We start from the raw sequence: 16,067 nt of genomic DNA on the forward strand, positions 1-16,067 counted from the left end.
CGGGCGTACCGTCCTCGGCTTGCTTGAGCACGGCGATGATCTGGCTATCGCTGAATCGGGACTTCTTCATGGAACCTCCTCGGGAAAGATTACGAGAAAATTCCACTTTCAGCGTCTGCTAATTTACGGGGGGATTACCATTCGAGCGACGTGCCGTATTGAGTCCAAGCGCGAACCTGCCGGGCCGCTTCGCCAAGGTGTGCCCGGCAGAGCCCATGGCCAGACCTGAAAATCCCAAAGTCAACCGGCGAAGGAGGCTCGCAAACGAGGAAATTGACCCATGATTGCGGCCTAATTGCCTCCGCCCATTATCGCGAACGTTTAGGTGTATTACGTCCTTTAGACGCACGCACACCCTTTTCCTCGCTGTAACCAACCCCTTTTAGGACGATCGAAATCTCCGCTAGCAACTGCCGCGCAGTATCAAGCTTATCAACAACCACCGATGACGGATCATCTGAAACATCATTAGGAAACGAAATCCTCCGCTGACTATCCTCCCCTCCAGAATATTCGGCCGCCTTCTCTTGCTTCAACGCGAACCGAAAACTCGCCTCCAACGTCGGGCACAATTCGACAACGATTTCATTAGAATGCCCAAGTCTCTTCGACATCATATCAATGCCCTGCCTCGAAATTACTAGCAGTTCATTGAGAGATATATCTGAGGATGGAATCTCTGAAAACTTAACGGCCTTCAATAAATCTCGACGGACCCTCAGACCGATTCCGCCATAACTGCGAAGCGCCTGCGACCGCCGCTGCAGCGCCGCAAAAAAACCGTACCAAAGCGCCACTCGCTTGTCAGGAAAGCTCGCAAGCAGATTCATATGCTCAAAAGAACCGGGAGCAATCCGAGAAGCAAGAAGCGCGCAAAAAGCAACCTCCTCATCAGTTGGCCGAGCCCTGGCGATCTCCATACTTGCTAGAGCTGCCTGCAAGTACGAACCGCGCTCCTCCCGAGCATAAGCATTTAACGTCTTCAGTGACGGAGACTCGCCAACCGGGGACTTTAGGTTCGCCCAAACGTCCTCAGACGGCTCGCCAAATTCTAGAATTTCATAGCAAACCGAACTCATAACTGTCGTAGGGGGCAGGCCAGAAAAAACCTCAGCAGCCACGCCAAACATCATGGTTGAAGCCGCACCAACGTCCCGCATTAGCCCAATGTTAGCGAATGGATTTACAACTTGCTGTACTCTGTACCAGCCCTCAACGCTAATGGGGAGAAAATGAGTTGCGCAGGCAAAAAGGCTCCGGCCGAACGTAAAGGAAAGCGACCGCCTACAAGCCGCCGGCCCAATGTCGGAGACCCGCAAATTTCCGTTCGATAAAATTGCAACCTCAGCCAACGACATTCCAACCAATCCGTCCAAGACCTCGCTTCTTCCAGAAGACTTATGGGTAGCCAAGGCACGAAAATCGATCTCAGAAACTACACGACAGAACGACGAAAATGGAGAGGGCAGCTGTGGAGTTGAAGCAAGTAACGCAAGCGTCTCGACTACTTTCGCGTCCGGCACGACCAGTAGCACAGGGAACTCATTACTAGCGACAGGATTGGACCTCCAAAAGACCAAAAACTGATCGTCATCCAAGGAGGAATTAGCATCGAGCTCGATGTTATCGCAACGCTCGACCTTGGCTACGACATCAACAAGAAGTGATTCCAATAGTTCGCGTCTATTTAGGCGTGCTTTCCACATAACTATTCCTTACCAAAGATCATTGCTTTGGAAATTGACTTCTTTAGTGGATCAAAAATCCGCATCGCAGCATCAAGATATCCGGGAACCTTTTTCTCGTAATACAGCGTGAGCGAAGTTTTAGCCCTAGTAACTGCCGTGAAGGCCAGCCTCCTTTGACCTGCTCCAGTAGAAGAAATAAAGTCCAAGCCGGCGAGATGTACCGCCCTAAACTCAAGACCCTTGGAAGAAGATATTGTTGTGAGCCAAATGTGGCAGTTAGGGTCAAATCCAGGTTCGTTACAACGAGTCACCTCACCCGCCAATGGCGAATGCATTAGATATCCGTAAATTTCATCAAGCTCCTGCCTTCGCGGGCACAGGACTCCAATAACGTCCTCAGGATAGGCCACACGCTGATCATTGAGCTGAGAAGCAATGGCCGCAGCTTGACCTTCGATATCCAAACCCTTTCTGACTAAAACAGAGGAAGGATATTCAGCCTCATCATAGTGAGAATGCTGCGTCATCGATGTGTAGTTCGCTTTGCCTTGCATGATTGCGTCTGCAGCGCGACATATCTGCCTGCCATTGCGGAAGTGATACTTGAGCTGACGACACTCATCGACGCTAGCCTTAAGTTCCTGAGTGCAGTCATCGCCATCAAATATTTTCTGTTTTGAATCACTGGCGGCGGTAATAGTAGAAGTCAACTTCCTCAAAAGCTTGATCTCATCAGGAACGTAGTCTTGCGCCTCATCAAGAAAGAGTCCTTGATACACTGCGCCCAACTCTCCTTTCTCACTTAACTTTGAAATACCCAATCTGCGCGCATCCCTCGATTGCACAAAGGACATGCCTTTCGTGTCGACTGGCACACCGTTCTCCGCAAGGACAAAACCGAATAGCCTAGAATGCGTCGTCACTCTGTCTCGAGGAAACTTGTAAACATCGCCACCTAGTTGGATAAAATCCCGCAATACAGATCCAAACACCACTACGTTGATATTGGGCTGATCAGCTAGAAACATGTAGTTGGCGCGCAGCAAGAGAAGATTTGTCTTTCCACTCCCGGGCGGCCCCTGAATTAGCAGACTTCTATCTAGCGGCAGATCCAGAATTTCGATCTGCTCCTCAATTAACTCTGAAGGATCCTTCCACCATACACCACTCATACCCCCCTCCCCCTAACACAAGTTAACCTAAATCTAAAGCCTCGTACGCTTTTTCCAGCGTAGAAAGAAGAAATTCCTCTATCCGCGGGCTCGCGATCACATCGTTGAGCAGACCCAATACTATTACCTCATCGACCACCAGCATTAACTTCTCTCCTGATACACCGACCGTAGACGATTGTCCTGACAGCCGATATACGGGATCGCCGTTATTATGATCTATAAGACTCATATCCAAGACGATATCGATGCCCGTCGGCAGCCCTATAGATTTGTCGCTCTCAAAGCTTACAATACTGGAAAAAGAACTAGTCTCAGCGGAAACGCGATGCTGGATGGTGTGAAGAGGAAAACACTTCAAAGTAGATAGAAGGACGGCAATTTTTATATCTAATGCGCTACTTACTTCTTCTAGCGTTTGCTTGAGGAGGCGCCAGCCTTCTCCATCTGCGAGCCCAGACTCCATATTTACCTCTTGATGGTAGCGCTGCCGCAGTTTGATTTTTTCATGCAAAGCCAACGCCTTTGGTGCACCATCCTCTCCGGGAATAAAGCTGCTCCACGTAACTAGCTCTAGACGGGTCTTCGGAGATTTAACCAAACTATGCTTGCAGGTGGCTGTTAATTCTGCGTCCATCCCGTGAACCTGAGGTAGCACTTTTTGTACCGCCTCGACTAAAACGGGGTAAGGCTCTGAATACTCGTGAAATAGCTCAACCTTCATCAGAAGATCATGTAGAACAGCACCAATTTGATGGAACGATATCGCTCTCCATCCATCGGGCGTATCCTCCTCCTCGCGCCTGAGGAACTCTGGAGAACTATAACGTAGCGTACCTATAAAAGGGCGCGCATTCACATCCGTTAAGTCCGCAAGACCAAATGGACGAATTACGCCAAGATCTAGTAGCTTCGCACGTGTGTAGTCTGCGTTTACGGCTATATTTTCCGGCTTAATATCTCGATGAACTAACGCTCTATTTTCCAAAAACCTGGCCGCGAGAGCGACGTCGCGAATTATGATTTTGATCGACTCATCAGGAACGTCAAGTAACGCATCTTTCAGATTTCTCCAATCTAGCTCTTCCATAACCACGAAAAGATGGCCGGTATCTTCGCAAACCCCTCCGCCTAGAATTTCAACGAGGTTCTCGTGCCTAATGCCGACCAAACTTGTTTCGCGCCGTATTCGTTCTAATTGCACTTCCCGACCAAATCGTTCTATCAGTTCGGGATGGAAAACTTTTATTGCTCCGCGCACTCCATTCCGTTGAGACGCCATGACAACAGCGGATTTTCCATGACCGTGAAAGCCGTCGATGCTCCAGCCACCGACAGTTCTTCCGACCAGTGAATCCCTAAGTGCATCTGCCTGTGCTCGATCCATGACTGTACCTTTATGTACTTTGGGCTACTAACTAAGGTTCCTTTGCAGATTTAGCGCAACTGCACCCGCGCCAATACAAGAGTCAAACCATCGGCAACTTCAACCCCTGCTCCTTCGCACACTCCACCGCAATCTCATACCCCGCATCCGCATGCCGCATCACGCCGGTACCCGGATCGTTCCACAACACCCGCGCAATCCGCTTGTCCGCCTCGGCGCTGCCATCGCACACGATCACCACACCGGAGTGCTGGCTGTAACCCATCCCCACGCCGCCACCATGATGCAGCGACACCCACGTCGCGCCACCTGCGGTATTGAGCAGCGCATTGAGCAACGGCCAGTCGGACACGGCATCGCTGCCGTCCTTCATTGCCTCGGTTTCGCGGTTCGGTGAAGCGACGGAGCCGGAGTCGAGGTGGTCGCGGCCGATCACCACCGGCGCCTTCAGCTCGCCGTTGCGCACCATTTCGTTGAAGGCGAGGCCGAGCTTGTGGCGTTGGCCCAGGCCCACCCAGCAGATGCGCGCGGGCAGGCCCTGGAAGTTGATGCGCTCCTTGGCCATGTCCAGCCAGCGGTGCAGGTGCTCATCGTCGGGGATCAGCTCCTTTACCTTCTGGTCGGTCTTGTAGATGTCTTCCGGGTCACCGGACAGCGCCACCCAACGGAACGGGCCCACGCCGCGGCAGAACAGCGGGCGCACGTAGGCGGGCACGAAGCCGGGGAAGGCGAAGGCGTTGTCGCAGCCTTCGTCCTTGGCCATCTGGCGGATGTTGTTGCCGTAGTCGAAGGTGGGGATGCCCTGCGCGTGGAAGGCGAGCATGGCTTCCACGTGCTTCTTCATCGACTTCTTGGCGGCGTCGCGGGTGCCGTTGGGGTCGCTCTTGCGGCGCTCGAACCACTGCTCCACGGTCCAGCCGCTGGGCAGGTAGCCGTTGACCGGGTCGTGCGCGCTGGTCTGGTCGGTCACGGCGTCGGGCTTCACGCCACGGCGCACGAGTTCGGGCAGGATATCCGCCGCGTTTCCAAGAAGCGCGATGGATTTCGCTTCGCCGGCGGCGGTGTACTTGGCGATGCGCGCCAGCGCGTCGTCGAGGTCGCTGGCCTGCTCGTCCACGTAGCGGGTCTTGAGGCGGAAGTCGATGCTCTTCTGCTGGCATTCGATGTTCAGCGAGCACGCGCCGGCCAGCGTCGCCGCCAGCGGCTGCGCGCCGCCCATGCCGCCGAGGCCGGCGGTGAGAATCCATTTGCCCTTGAGGCTGCCGCCGTAGCTCTGCCGGCCCATCTCCACGAAGGTTTCGTAGGTGCCTTGCACGATGCCCTGCGAGCCGATGTAGATCCACGAGCCGGCCGTCATCTGGCCGTACATCATCAAGCCCTTCTTATCGAGCTCGTTGAAGTGCTCCCAGTTGGCCCAGGCCGGCACCAGGTTGGAGTTGGCGATCAGTACGCGCGGCGCGTCCTTGTGGGTGGGAAACACGCCCACCGGCTTGCCGGACTGCACCAGCAGGGTTTCGTCGTCGCCCAGCTCGCGCAGGCTGCGCAGGATGGCGTCGAAGCATTCCCAGTTGCGCGCGGCGCGGCCGATGCCGCCGTACACCACCAGCTCCGCCGGGTTCTCCGCCACCTCGGGGTCGAGGTTGTTCTGCAGCATGCGGAACGGCGCCTCGGTGAGCCAGCTCTTGCAGCTCAGCTCGGTGCCGCGCGGCGCGCGGATGGTGCGGGTGGTGTCGATGCGGGTGGGAGCGTTCATGGCGATCTCGGGGAGCCGGTGAAAACCCGATTGTGGCGAGCGCCATGCCGGACGGCAAACCGCAGTGCGGCATCGCGGCCGCTCAGCCCGATTTGCTGCGCCGGTAGTAACGCTTGGCCTTGTCGCGGCTGCCGCAGTCGGCCATGTCGCACCAGCGGCGCTGGCCGTTGCGGGTCTGGTCCTCGAACAGCCAGTCGCAGGACGGGCAATAGCGCAGCCGCTCGCGCTGCCCGGCGGTCACCAGGTCCGCGGCATCGAGCAGCACGGGCGCCAACGCATCGTGGATCGTGACGGGCGCGATCCAGCGCCAGCCGAGGCTATCCGGATCGATGACCCGACGGCCACTGGCGTCGCCGATCGCCTCGCTCAGCCGCGCCACCGCAGCGGCGGATGGCGATTCGCCGTGCGCCATCGGCCTCAGCACCGCGGCCAGCAGGCTGCGCACGTCGTGCACGGCGGCCACGTCCACCTCGTCGGCAGGCGCCGGCAGGCCCACGGCGCGGAGCCAGCCGCGGATGTTCCGGGGCGAATCCAGCCAATCGTGGGCACGCGGCGTATCCGGCCAGCTGATGGTGTTGACCAGGTCGAGCGGCAGTCTCCCGCCGACCAGTTTGTAGGTTCCCCGGTAGGCGCCGGGGTCGAGGTCGATCGCGTCCATGGCGGCAATTTACCACCAAACGACGTTTGACAGGTGAGTCATGGGGGTCTATAAATCTCACCATCATGAACACACTTACTGGTAATAAAGAGTCCCGCGCGGGCAGCCGCGCCGACCGCGTCCCGCCGCATCTCTACTTCGTGGGGAGCGCGCTGTTCCATTACCTGGGCCCCTCGTTCGCGGTGCTGCTGTTTGCCCGGGTCCCGGTTCCCGGGGTCGCCTGGCTGCGCATCGCTTCGGCCGCGGCGGTGTTTGCGCTGTGGCGCAGGCCTTGGCGGGCATGGCGCGACATGGACGGCCACGAACGGCGGCTGATCCTGGCGCTGGGTGGCGTCCTCGCGGTCATGAATTACTGCTTCTACGAGGCCATCGCCGCGCTTCCGCTCGGCACGGTGGCCGCTATCGAATTCGTCGGGCCGGTGATGCTGGCCGCGGCCGGCGCGCGCCGGCCGCGCAACCTGGCGGCGCTCGCGCTGGCGGTGGCCGGCGTCTACCACCTCACCGCCCCGCTGTGGCGCGGGCAGCCGATGGCGTTCGTGTGGGCGTTCGCGAATGCCGGGCTGTTCATGCTCTACATCGTGCTGGCCCATCGCGTTGCCCGCACCAACCCGCGCACCAGTCCGATCGACCGGCTGGGCGCGGCCATGCTGGTCGCCGGCGTGGCGATCTCGCCGCTGGGCCTGGCCGATGCCTTGCCCGCGCTGCTCGATCCGGCGGCGCTGGCCGCGGGCATCGGCGTCGGCCTCAGCTCGTCGGTCATTCCCTATGTCTTCGACCAGCTGGCGATGCGCCGCCTGCCGCGCGCGACCTATGCCGTGTTCGTCGCCCTGCTCCCGGCGACGGCGGTGCTGGTCGGCATCGTGGTGCTGCGGCAGTGGCCTACCCAGGCGGAGTGGATCGGCGTGGCGCTGGTCGCCGTGGCCGTCGCCCTGCACCGCCCCTCGGACTAACCGGAACGCAGCAAGGCACCGACATGCACTACGTCAATCTGGGCCGCAGCGGCCTCAAGGTTTCCCGCATCTGCCTCGGCGCGATGAGTTACGGCTCGTCGGCGGCCAAGCCCTGGATCCTCAACGAGCCGGAGGGCCGCCCGTTCATCCAGCGCGCGCTGGAACTCGGCATCAACTACTTCGATACGGCGGACATGTACTCGGGGGGCGAGAGCGAGGGCGTGCTCGGCCGCGCGCTGCGCGACTTCGCGCGGCGGGACGAGGTGGTGGTCGCCACCAAGGTGTTCTACCCGACCGGCCGCGGCCCCAACGGCCGGGGGCTGTCGCGCAAGCACATCTTCGACGCGATCGACGGGTCGTTGCGGCGGCTGGGCATGGACTACGTGGACGTGTACCAGGTGCACCGCTGGGACGACGAAACGCCGATAGAGGAAACGCTGGAAGCGTTGGCCGATATCGTCAGGGCGGGCAAGGCGCGCTACATCGGCGCATCGAGCATGTATGCATGGCAGTTCCAGAAGGCCTTGATGACCGCCGACCGGCACGGCTGGCCGCGCTTCGTCTCGATGCAGAACCACTACAACCTGGTCTATCGCGAAGAGGAGCGCGAGATGCTGCCGCTGTGCCGCGCCGAAGGCATCGGCGTCGTGCCGTGGAGCCCGCTGGCGCGTGGCCTGCTGGCCGGCAGCCGGACGCGCCATGGTGCGCGCACGACGCGCGCCGGCAGCGACGCATTCGCCGAAGACCTCTACGGTAGCGACGACGATTTCGCCGTCGCCGACGAAGTCTCGAAACTGGCCGCGGTACGCGGGCTGGCGCCGGCACAAATTGCGCTGGCGTGGCTGCTGCGCCAGCCCGGCGTCACCGCACCCATCGTCGGCGCCACCCGGATGCCCCACCTCGAACAAGCCGTCGCATCGCTGGATGTGCAGCTGGACAACGAGGAGTGCCTGCAACTGGAAGCGCCTTACCAGCCGCATCGCGTGCTCGGGCACGCCTGAGCCGGCGCGGGCGCCGGCAGCGGTGGGATCTTAATGGCAACCTTGCGGCGGTTGCAGCGTCGCGTGGAACAGCACGTTGTAGGCCAGCGTCCCCATCGCGGCGTAGCCGCGGTCGTTCGGGTGCAGGCCGGCGTCGCCCGCGCAGACGGTCGCCATACCCACCGGCAACGGCGACTGCTTCGCGACCAGCGGCGGCAGGGCGTACGTGCCTGCCACGGCGTCGGCGAAATCGATCACGCCATCGAAACTGCCCGAGTCGCGTATCCACTGATTGAACTGCAGCCGCACGGCCTCCCGCTGCGGGCTGTACCAGCCCGGGAATCCGGCGAACGGCGTGACCGTGCCGGCGTAGATGCGCAGGTGGTGCTGATGGGCGACGTCGGCCAGCATACGCATCGACGCGATCAGGTCGCCGGCCGAGGCGCCGTTCGGATAACCAGCGGGATCGATGCCGCGGTTGATGTCGTTGGCGCCAAACAGCACCACCACATCGGTGACGCCGGGGCGGTCGACCACGTCGCGCAGGAAACGCTTCAGGCCGGAAGCGCCGGCGCCGGGCGCACCGATCTGGTCGGTGGTCAGTTCGTCGGCGCTGATGCCGGCGTTCACCACCGCCGCCGCGTCGCCGTTGCGCTGCGCGAGGCCGGCCAGCACCGCCGGCCAGGTGGTGGTGGGCGCGCTGGCGAGGGCGCCATCGGTGATCGAGTCGCCAAACGCGACGATGCCGCGCGTACCGGCCGGCACTACGACCTCGACACCAGTCAGCAGGTAGATAGGGGCGTCCCGCGTATGTGGCAGCGCCTGCGCGGCCGGCTGTTGCGCCAGCGACCTCTGTTGCGTGGCATCGCCGTCGACCGCGTACGTGGTGTGCGCTTGTTCCATCGGATGGGCATCGGCGAGCTGCGCCGGGCCGTCGAAGTACAGGCTGACGACCACGTTCGACAACGCCGGCACGCGCAGCTCGACCGGATCGCTGACCGCTTCGCTGCCGGGTGCGATGGTGATCGAAGGCTTGCCGCCGTCGAAGCGCAGCGACCGGTCGCTGCCGGGATCGATCGCCGACAGGTCACTGGCATCGCCGGCGCCGAGCGCGATGCGTGCGGCGCTCACGCTGAGCGGTGCGCGGCCGTAGTAGTTCGACAGCCGGATGCGCACGCGGCCGCCGCCGGCACTGACGTTCACGCTCTGGCGCAGGGTCAGGTGATCGACCGTGGGCGCATGCTCGACCGGCTGCACGTAAGCATCCAGAAGCCATTTGCCGTCGTGACCGGTGCTGCGCACGTAGTGCGAGGTCATCGCCTGTCCCCAGGTAGCGACCCATGTCGGTGCCACCGGCCTGGTGCCGACGGCGCAGGCCGCGAGCAGCAAGCATCCGGACATGACCGCCGCCAACCTGGCAGCGAACGGCAAACGGGCTTTGCGACATGCGTGCGTCATGCGTGCCTGCTCGGGATATGGCGGAGCGCCGTCCCGGATCGTTCGGCAGCCCGTGCCGGATTGTCAACGCAGACGGCAGCTGCCGCGACGCAAGCGGCTCGCACCATTGATGTCCGAAAACGGCGAGTCGCGTCGTCGCGACGGTGCTAGCCTGCAGGCATGAGCGATCCCCACGCCAGTCCCCTGCCCGACCCGCGCACCTGCGAACAGGCGCGGCTCAGCCGCGACGCACGCTTCGACGGCCTGTTCTTCACCGCGGTCAGCAGCACCGGCATCTACTGCCGGCCGGTATGCCCCGCCCCCTCCCCGAAGCGCGAAAACGTGCGCTATTACGCCAGCGCGGCGGCGGCGGAAGCGGCCGGTTTCCGGCCCTGCCTGCGTTGCCGCCCGGAGCTGTCGCCGGGCAACGATGTGTGGCAGCGCGGCGACCACGTGGTGGCGCGCGCACTGAAACTGATCGAGCACGGCGTGCTGGACGAGGGCTCGCTGGAACAATTGGCCGAACGCGTCGGGATGGGCGCGCGGCAATTGCGCCGGCTGTTCGTGGAGCGGCTCGGCGCGCCGCCGCTGAGCGTGCACACCACACGCCGCCTGCTGTTCGCCAAGCAGCTGCTGACGGAGACGGCGCTGCCGGTGACGGAAGTCGCGCTGGCGTCCGGCTTCCGCAGCCTGCGCCGCTTCAATGCCGCGTTCGCGCAGGCAAACCGCATCGCGCCGCGCGAGCTGCGCCGCCAGCCGCGCGCCGCGGCAACGGATGGCGCGCTGGTGCTGCGGCTGGCGTATCGGCCGCCGTACGATTTCGCATCGCTGCTCGCGTTCCTGCGCGGCCGCGCGCTACCGGGCATCGAGCTGGTGGACGAGACCACTTACGCGCGGGTGTTCGGCCCTGCCGATGCGCCCGGCTGGCTGCGCGTGTCCGCGTGGCCGGGCGGCGAGCATGCGTTGAAGCTGGAACTGCATTGCCCGCAACCGGCGCTGATGCTCGGCGTGGTGGCGCGCGTGCGCCGCCTGTTCGACCTCGACGCCGATCCGCAAGCGATCGCCGGCGCACTGCGCAGCGAGGCTACGTTGCGCCCGCTGCTGCGCAAGCGTCCCGGCCTGCGCCTGCCCGGCAGCTGGGACGGCTTCGAGATTGCGGTGCGCGCCATCCTCGGCCAGCAGGTGAGCGTGGCCGCGGCGCGCACGCTGGCCACGCGGCTGGTGCAGCGCAATGGCACGACACTGGCGCAGGCGCCGCTGCCTGGGCTGGACCGGCTGTTCCCGACGCCCGAAACGCTGGCCGACGCAGACCTGCGCGCGCTCGGCGTGACCGGCGCGCGCGCGGAAACGATTCGCGGCGTGGCGCGCGCGCTGCTGGACGGCCGTGTGGATTTCCGCGCCGAGCAACCGCTGGACGAATTCGTGGCGCGCTGGGTCGCGTTGCCCGGTATCGGCGAATGGACGGCGCATTACATGGCAATGCGCGCACTGAGCCACCCCGACGCATTCCCCGCCGCGGACCTGATCCTGCGCCGCGCCGCTGCAGGTGGTGGCGACGCGCTCAGCACGAAAGCGCTCACCACGCTCGCGGAAGCGTGGCGGCCGTGGCGCGCCTATGCGGTGATCCACTTGTGGCGCGCCAGCGCCGACGCGGCACCGGCGCCGCGCCCGAAGCGCAAGGGAGCGTCCGCATGAGCACCCCGGAAACGATCTGGTACGACGAGCTGCCCACGCCGATCGGCCAGCTGCGTCTGGTCGCCGATGCGCGGGGCCTGCGCGAAGTGTGGTTCGAGAGCGGGCGTCACCAGAAGGCGCCGGCACCGCACTGGAAACACGATGCCGCGAAGCTCGCCTTCGCACGCGTGCAGCTGGAGGAATATTTCGCCGGCACGCGGCAGGTGTTCGCGCTGCCGCTGCATCCGATCGGCACACCGTTCCAGCTGGCGGTGTGGCAGGAGCTGGCGCGCATCCCCTATGGCGTCACCACCAGCTATGGCGAACTGGCGCGGCGCATCGCGCAACCGCAGGCGGTACGCGCGGTGGGCGCGGCAAACGGGCGCAACCCGCTGCCGATCGTGCTGCCCTGCCATCGCGTGATCGGCGCGGACGGCAGCCTCACCGGCTTCGGCGGCGGGCTGCCGGTGAAGCGCTTCCTGCTGTCGATGGAGCAGCGCATCGCGCACGGCGATCTGTTCGCCGCTCCCTGATTCGACCGGCACCCCGGTAATGCAGACTTCCCTCGGCGCATGCCGAGGGACCTATTGCCACGCGTGCCCGCCAATGTATACAGTGTATACATGAAGAAGCTGGATACCGCGACGAAGATCCTCCGCGCCGCGCATCGCCTGTTCGACCGCGAGGGTGCGGACGCCGTGACGATGCGCCGGGTGGCTGAACAGGTCGGCATCACGCCGATGGCGATCTATCGCCACTTCCCCAACCGCGAGGCGCTGCTCAAGCGGCTTTCCGACGACAGTTTCAACAGCACCGCGCGCCAGTGGCTGGAAAACGCGGAGGAGAGCGGTGTCCTGCAACGGCTGTACAAGGCGCAGGAAAACTATCTCGACTACGCGCTGGAACACCCGCACCTGTTCGACCACGCGTTTTCGGTACGTCGCGATGACGCCCGCCGCTTTCCGGAGGACTTCCGCGCGCGCCTGTCCCCCACGCTCAATGTGGTGGTGGATGCGCTGGCTGATGGCATGCGCCTGGGCGAGTTGCGCGAAGACGACCCGTGGGACGTCGCGATGACGCTGTGGGCGCACAGCCACGGCCTGATCGCGCTCTACCGCGCCGGCCGCTTCAGCTACGACGAAACGCAGTTCCGCAGGTTCTATCTCGCATCGCTCGGGAGATTGCTCGATGGCATCAAGGCTTGATCGTCGCGCGTTGCCGGCCTGGCTGGCCGCGACCGCGTTGTCCGCGCTGGGCTGGTGGTTCGGCAGCGGCCTGTATCCGCTGTGGTGGCTGACCTGGCTGGCGCCGCTGCCGGTGCTTTGGCTGGCGCCGCGCAGCCGCGCCCACTGGGCGGCTTTGGCGGCCTTCGTTGCCTATGCGATCGGCGGACTCAACCTGTGGACCTACGCGCACACCGACATCGGCCTGCCGCTGGCTGTGATTGTGTATGTACTCAGCTTGCCCGCCCTCGCCTTCGCCCTGGGCGTGCTGTTGTTCCGACATCTGCTGCTACGGAAACGGGCGCTGGCCGCGGCGCTGGCGATGCCGGCAACCTGGGTGGCCGTCGAATACATCAACAACCTGGTTTCGCCGCACGGCACGTGGGGCAGCATCGCTTACACCCAGATGGACGCGCTGCCGGTCATCCAGATCGCCGCTGTCACCGGACTCTGGGGCATCGGCTTCCTGGTGCTGCTGTTGCCAGCCGCCGCCGCGGCCCAGGCGGCCCCGCAACTGTCGCGGCGCGCCCGCGTAACGACGGTGACTATCGCGGTGTCACTGATCGCTGCGGTGCTGATCTATGGCGCCTGCCGCCTGCGGGCACCCGCGGCAAGCACGCTGCGCATCGGACTGGTATCGCTGGACAAACCAGTCCAGCCCTCGCTGCAGGATACCGACGGCCAGGCACTCCAGGCCCGCTACGCGATGGCGGCCCAGCGCCTGTCCAGCGAAGGCGCACGTGTCGTGGTGATTCCGGAAACATCGTTCTCCAGCGACACGTCGACCCTGCCGGCATTCGCGCAACTGGCGCAACGACACGACCTGATCCTGGACGTGGGCGTGGCCTTCAAAGGCGACCCGCATGCCCAGCGCAACATGGCGATGGTGTTCCAGCCGGGCCTTGTGAGTCCTGCCACCTACAGCAAGCACCACCTGCTGCCCGGCCTCGATCCCTTCACCCCGGGACAGGCCTATCGCATGCTGGACGGCACGCCGCGGATCGGACTGGCGATCTGCAAGGACATGGATTTCCACGACATCGGCGACGCCTATGCGACGCGCGGCGCGCAGCTCATGCTGGTGCCCGCGGACGACTTCAACGTGGATGGCTGGATGCACAGCCGCATGGCCATCATGCGCGGCGTGGAAAGCGGCTTTGCCATCGCCCGCGCCGCGCGCAAAGGCCGGCTCACGCTCAGCGACGATCGCGGCCGCGTGCTGGCCGAAGCGTCCAGCGAGCGGCAGGACGCCGAGTTGGTGGGCGATCTGCCACTGCGCCATACGCGCACGCTGTACTCCCGTTGGGGCGACTGGTTCGCGTGGCTGGACCTGGCGATGCTCGCCGCCCTGCTGTTCGCGGCATGCCTGCCCATGCGTCAACGCGCCGACTGACTCGGCAGCGGCACCTGCGCGTCGTCAGTGACCTTGCGAAGGGTTGGACGCGTCGGCCGCCGTTGCCGCAGGCCGCCGCGATGGCGGCGTGGAAGCAGCGTCGTACTGGTTGACGAGATCCTGCTGGCGAGCGTTCGCGCGATCCTGCTGCGCGCGGTCGGCCTGGCTCTGCTGGTTGCGCGCCGCGGAACCCTGGGCCAGTGGCTGCTGCGTCATGTTCGACACGTTCTGGCGCTGCTGCTCTTGCTGCTGGCTTTTCTGCAGCTGGTCGTTGACCTGCTGCTGCCGCACGGTCTGCTGGTAGTTGGCATTTGCCGGCGGGGTCTGCGCCGCGGCCGTTCCAGCGGCCACGATCAGGCCCGCCAGCAGCCAGCGTGACGGGGAGCGGTGCATTTTCCGGCCACAAGAACGTGCGATTGTCATGGCATCTGGGCGATCATGGAGGGACATTCGCATCGTATGGATTCCTGCATGAAATTCCCGTTTCGCCTGCTGCTGACCGCGCTGGCGGCATTCAGCGCCGGTTGCGCCACGCAACCGCCCGCTCCCACCGCTGTCGCACCGGTCGCCACCGCAAGCGCGGCGCGCCCCGCACCGCTGCTGCTGATCTCGATCGACGCGTTCCGGGCCGACTATATCGATCGCGGCCTCACGCCCACGCTGGCGATGCTGGCGAAGAACGGCGTGCATGCCGATGCGATGCAGCCTTCGTTCCCCTCGCTGACCTTCCCGAACCACTACACCCTGGTCACCGGCCTGTATCCGGACCACCACGGCATCGTCAACAACACCATGTTCGATCCGCAGCTCGGCAAGTTCACGCTGGGCAATCGCGAAGCGGTGAGCGATGGCCGCTGGTGGGCCGAAGCCACGCCGATCTGGGAGACCGCCGAGGCCCATGGCCTGCACACCGCCACCATGTTCTGGCCCGGCAGCGAAGCCGACATCCACGGCAAGCACCCGGATGACTGGAAGCCCTACGACGGCGCGGTGACGCCGATCCAGCGCGTGGACCAGGTGTTGGCCTGGCTGGACTTGCCGGCGGAGCAGCGGCCCGGTTTCCTGACCCTGTACTTCGACGCGGTCGACCACGCCGGCCACGACCACGGCCCGGATTCGCCCGAGGTGGACCAGGCGCTGCGCGATACCGACGCGGCGCTGGCGCACTTGGTGGAGGGATTGCGGCAGCGCGGCCTGTACGACGGGATCAACCTGATCGTGCTGGCCGACCACGGCATGGCCGGCGTGCCGCTGGAAAACAACGTGCTGATCGAAAAGCTGATCCCGCTGAACGCGGTGCACACGGTCAGCCTCGGCATCCTCGCCGGCTTCAATCCCAAGCCTGGCCACGACTTCGCCGCGATCGAGCGCAAGCTGGAGCAGCCGCAGCAGCACATGCGCTGCTGGGACAAGACGCGCATCCCCGCCCGCTTCCACTACGGCAGCAACCCGCGCGTGCCGCAACTGGTGTGCCTGGCTGATACCGGCTGGCGCATCACCACCGCCGATTACCAGACGCAGCACAAGGGCCACATCAGCACCGGCGACCACGGTTACGACAACGCCGATCCGCGCATGCGGGCGCTGTTCGTGGCGCACGGCCCGGCGTTCCAGGCTGGCCTGCGCTACCCGGAATTCCCGAACGTGGATGTCTACCCGCTGATGACCCACCTGCTCGGCATTCCCACCGTCGCGAACGACGGCGACTACGACGCCGTGAAGGGCATGCTGAAGCCGGCCGCGCAATAAACC

General features: G+C 63.6%; 14 protein-coding genes. 7 read left to right on the forward strand and 7 right to left on the reverse strand.

Going from position 1 to position 16,067, the window contains the following annotated elements:
• Positions 1 to 308 precede the first annotated feature (308 nt).
• From ISP14_RS16880 to ISP14_RS16900, 5 genes are all read right to left on the reverse strand, one after another.
• Positions 309 to 1,706 carry a hypothetical protein gene (locus ISP14_RS16880; protein ID WP_404542096.1) on the reverse strand — a complete coding sequence of 466 codons (1,398 nt, stop codon included), beginning with the start codon at positions 1,704 to 1,706 and terminating at the stop codon, positions 309 to 311.
• A 2-nt stretch (positions 1,707 to 1,708) separates the two neighbouring features.
• Positions 1,709 to 2,860 (reverse strand): ATP-binding domain-containing protein, encoded by a 1,152-nt coding sequence (locus ISP14_RS16885; RefSeq protein WP_404542098.1) that lies wholly within the window; start codon positions 2,858 to 2,860, stop codon positions 1,709 to 1,711.
• Positions 2,861 to 2,882: 22 nt separating this feature from the next.
• Complete coding sequence (locus tag ISP14_RS16890; RefSeq protein ID WP_404542100.1) at positions 2,883 to 4,247, reverse strand: protein kinase domain-containing protein; 1,365 nt, start codon at positions 4,245 to 4,247, stop codon at positions 2,883 to 2,885.
• Positions 4,248 to 4,329: 82 nt separating this feature from the next.
• Complete coding sequence (hutU, locus tag ISP14_RS16895) at positions 4,330 to 6,000, reverse strand: urocanate hydratase (protein WP_404542102.1); 1,671 nt, start codon at positions 5,998 to 6,000, stop codon at positions 4,330 to 4,332.
• A gap of 82 nt (positions 6,001 to 6,082) precedes the next feature.
• Positions 6,083 to 6,658, reverse strand: coding sequence for a CGNR zinc finger domain-containing protein (locus ISP14_RS16900; RefSeq protein ID WP_404542104.1), 576 nt, complete (start codon positions 6,656 to 6,658; stop codon positions 6,083 to 6,085).
• 65 nt (positions 6,659 to 6,723) lie between these two features.
• Between ISP14_RS16900 and ISP14_RS16905 the strand changes: the two genes are divergently transcribed.
• Both ISP14_RS16905 and ISP14_RS16910 read left to right on the forward strand, forming a co-directional pair.
• Positions 6,724 to 7,608, forward strand: a complete 885-nt coding sequence (locus tag ISP14_RS16905; protein WP_404542106.1) for an EamA family transporter — start codon at positions 6,724 to 6,726, stop codon at positions 7,606 to 7,608.
• Positions 7,609 to 7,631: 23 nt separating this feature from the next.
• A complete protein-coding gene (locus ISP14_RS16910) occupies positions 7,632 to 8,609 on the forward strand; it encodes an aldo/keto reductase (protein WP_404542109.1) in 978 nt (325 codons plus the stop codon).
• Between the two features lie 30 nt (positions 8,610 to 8,639).
• Here the strand turns inward: ISP14_RS16910 and ISP14_RS16915 are convergent, their stop codons facing one another.
• Positions 8,640 to 9,989, reverse strand: coding sequence for a GDSL-type esterase/lipase family protein (locus ISP14_RS16915; protein WP_404542112.1), 1,350 nt, complete (start codon positions 9,987 to 9,989; stop codon positions 8,640 to 8,642).
• A 216-nt stretch (positions 9,990 to 10,205) separates the two neighbouring features.
• On the opposite strand from ISP14_RS16915, the gene ISP14_RS16920 reads away from it, so the two are divergent.
• The 4 genes from ISP14_RS16920 to ISP14_RS16935 all read left to right on the forward strand — a co-directional run bounded on the left by ISP14_RS16920 (position 10,206) and on the right by ISP14_RS16935 (position 14,315).
• Complete coding sequence (locus tag ISP14_RS16920) at positions 10,206 to 11,720, forward strand: DNA-3-methyladenine glycosylase 2 family protein (protein ID WP_404542115.1); 1,515 nt, start codon at positions 10,206 to 10,208, stop codon at positions 11,718 to 11,720.
• Entirely contained in the window at positions 11,717 to 12,232 is a 516-nt protein-coding gene (locus tag ISP14_RS16925; protein WP_404542118.1) for a methylated-DNA--[protein]-cysteine S-methyltransferase, read from the forward strand. The genes ISP14_RS16920 and ISP14_RS16925 overlap by 4 nt, the downstream gene beginning before the upstream one ends.
• A 90-nt stretch (positions 12,233 to 12,322) precedes the next feature.
• Positions 12,323 to 12,904 (forward strand): TetR/AcrR family transcriptional regulator, encoded by a 582-nt coding sequence (locus tag ISP14_RS16930; protein WP_404542122.1) that lies wholly within the window; start codon positions 12,323 to 12,325, stop codon positions 12,902 to 12,904.
• Positions 12,888 to 14,315 (forward strand): nitrilase-related carbon-nitrogen hydrolase, encoded by a 1,428-nt coding sequence (locus tag ISP14_RS16935; protein ID WP_404542127.1) that lies wholly within the window; start codon positions 12,888 to 12,890, stop codon positions 14,313 to 14,315. The genes ISP14_RS16930 and ISP14_RS16935 overlap by 17 nt, the downstream gene beginning before the upstream one ends.
• Positions 14,316 to 14,339: 24 nt before the next feature.
• On the opposite strand, the gene ISP14_RS16940 is transcribed toward ISP14_RS16935, so the two are convergent.
• Positions 14,340 to 14,708 carry a hypothetical protein gene (locus tag ISP14_RS16940; protein ID WP_404542130.1) on the reverse strand — a complete coding sequence of 123 codons (369 nt, stop codon included), beginning with the start codon at positions 14,706 to 14,708 and terminating at the stop codon, positions 14,340 to 14,342.
• 78 nt (positions 14,709 to 14,786) lie between these two features.
• Here ISP14_RS16940 and ISP14_RS16945 point away from each other — a divergent pair, with 78 nt between their 5' ends.
• On the forward strand, positions 14,787 to 16,064 hold the full coding sequence (locus ISP14_RS16945) for an alkaline phosphatase family protein (RefSeq protein WP_404542133.1): 1,278 nt from the start codon (positions 14,787 to 14,789) through the stop codon (positions 16,062 to 16,064).
• The last annotated feature ends 3 nt before the right edge of the window (positions 16,065 to 16,067 follow it).

Source organism: Dyella agri, assembly GCF_044904705.1.
GTDB classification, from domain to species: domain Bacteria; phylum Pseudomonadota; class Gammaproteobacteria; order Xanthomonadales; family Rhodanobacteraceae; genus Rhodanobacter_A; species Rhodanobacter_A agri.

Excerpts from the sequence above, each read along its gene's own strand:
- ISP14_RS16905 (WP_404542106.1), top strand. The coding sequence starts at position 6,724 with ATGAACACACTTACTGGTAATAAAGAGTCCCGCGCGGGCAGCCGCGCC.
- ISP14_RS16935 (WP_404542127.1), top strand. The coding sequence starts at position 12,888 with ATGGCATCAAGGCTTGATCGTCGCGCGTTGCCGGCCTGGCTGGCCGCG.
- ISP14_RS16885 (WP_404542098.1), bottom strand. The coding sequence starts at position 2,860 with ATGAGTGGTGTATGGTGGAAGGATCCTTCAGAGTTAATTGAGGAGCAG.
- ISP14_RS16930 (WP_404542122.1), top strand. The coding sequence starts at position 12,323 with ATGAAGAAGCTGGATACCGCGACGAAGATCCTCCGCGCCGCGCATCGC.
- ISP14_RS16910 (WP_404542109.1), top strand. The coding sequence starts at position 7,632 with ATGCACTACGTCAATCTGGGCCGCAGCGGCCTCAAGGTTTCCCGCATC.
- ISP14_RS16920 (WP_404542115.1), top strand. The coding sequence starts at position 10,206 with ATGAGCGATCCCCACGCCAGTCCCCTGCCCGACCCGCGCACCTGCGAA.
- ISP14_RS16880 (WP_404542096.1), bottom strand. The coding sequence starts at position 1,706 with ATGTGGAAAGCACGCCTAAATAGACGCGAACTATTGGAATCACTTCTT.
- ISP14_RS16945 (WP_404542133.1), top strand. The coding sequence starts at position 14,787 with ATGAAATTCCCGTTTCGCCTGCTGCTGACCGCGCTGGCGGCATTCAGC.
- ISP14_RS16890 (WP_404542100.1), bottom strand. The coding sequence starts at position 4,247 with ATGGATCGAGCACAGGCAGATGCACTTAGGGATTCACTGGTCGGAAGA.
- ISP14_RS16940 (WP_404542130.1), bottom strand. The coding sequence starts at position 14,708 with ATGCACCGCTCCCCGTCACGCTGGCTGCTGGCGGGCCTGATCGTGGCC.
- hutU (WP_404542102.1), bottom strand. The coding sequence starts at position 6,000 with ATGAACGCTCCCACCCGCATCGACACCACCCGCACCATCCGCGCGCCG.
- ISP14_RS16925 (WP_404542118.1), top strand. The coding sequence starts at position 11,717 with ATGAGCACCCCGGAAACGATCTGGTACGACGAGCTGCCCACGCCGATC.
- ISP14_RS16900 (WP_404542104.1), bottom strand. The coding sequence starts at position 6,658 with ATGGACGCGATCGACCTCGACCCCGGCGCCTACCGGGGAACCTACAAA.
- ISP14_RS16915 (WP_404542112.1), bottom strand. The coding sequence starts at position 9,989 with ATGTCCGGATGCTTGCTGCTCGCGGCCTGCGCCGTCGGCACCAGGCCG.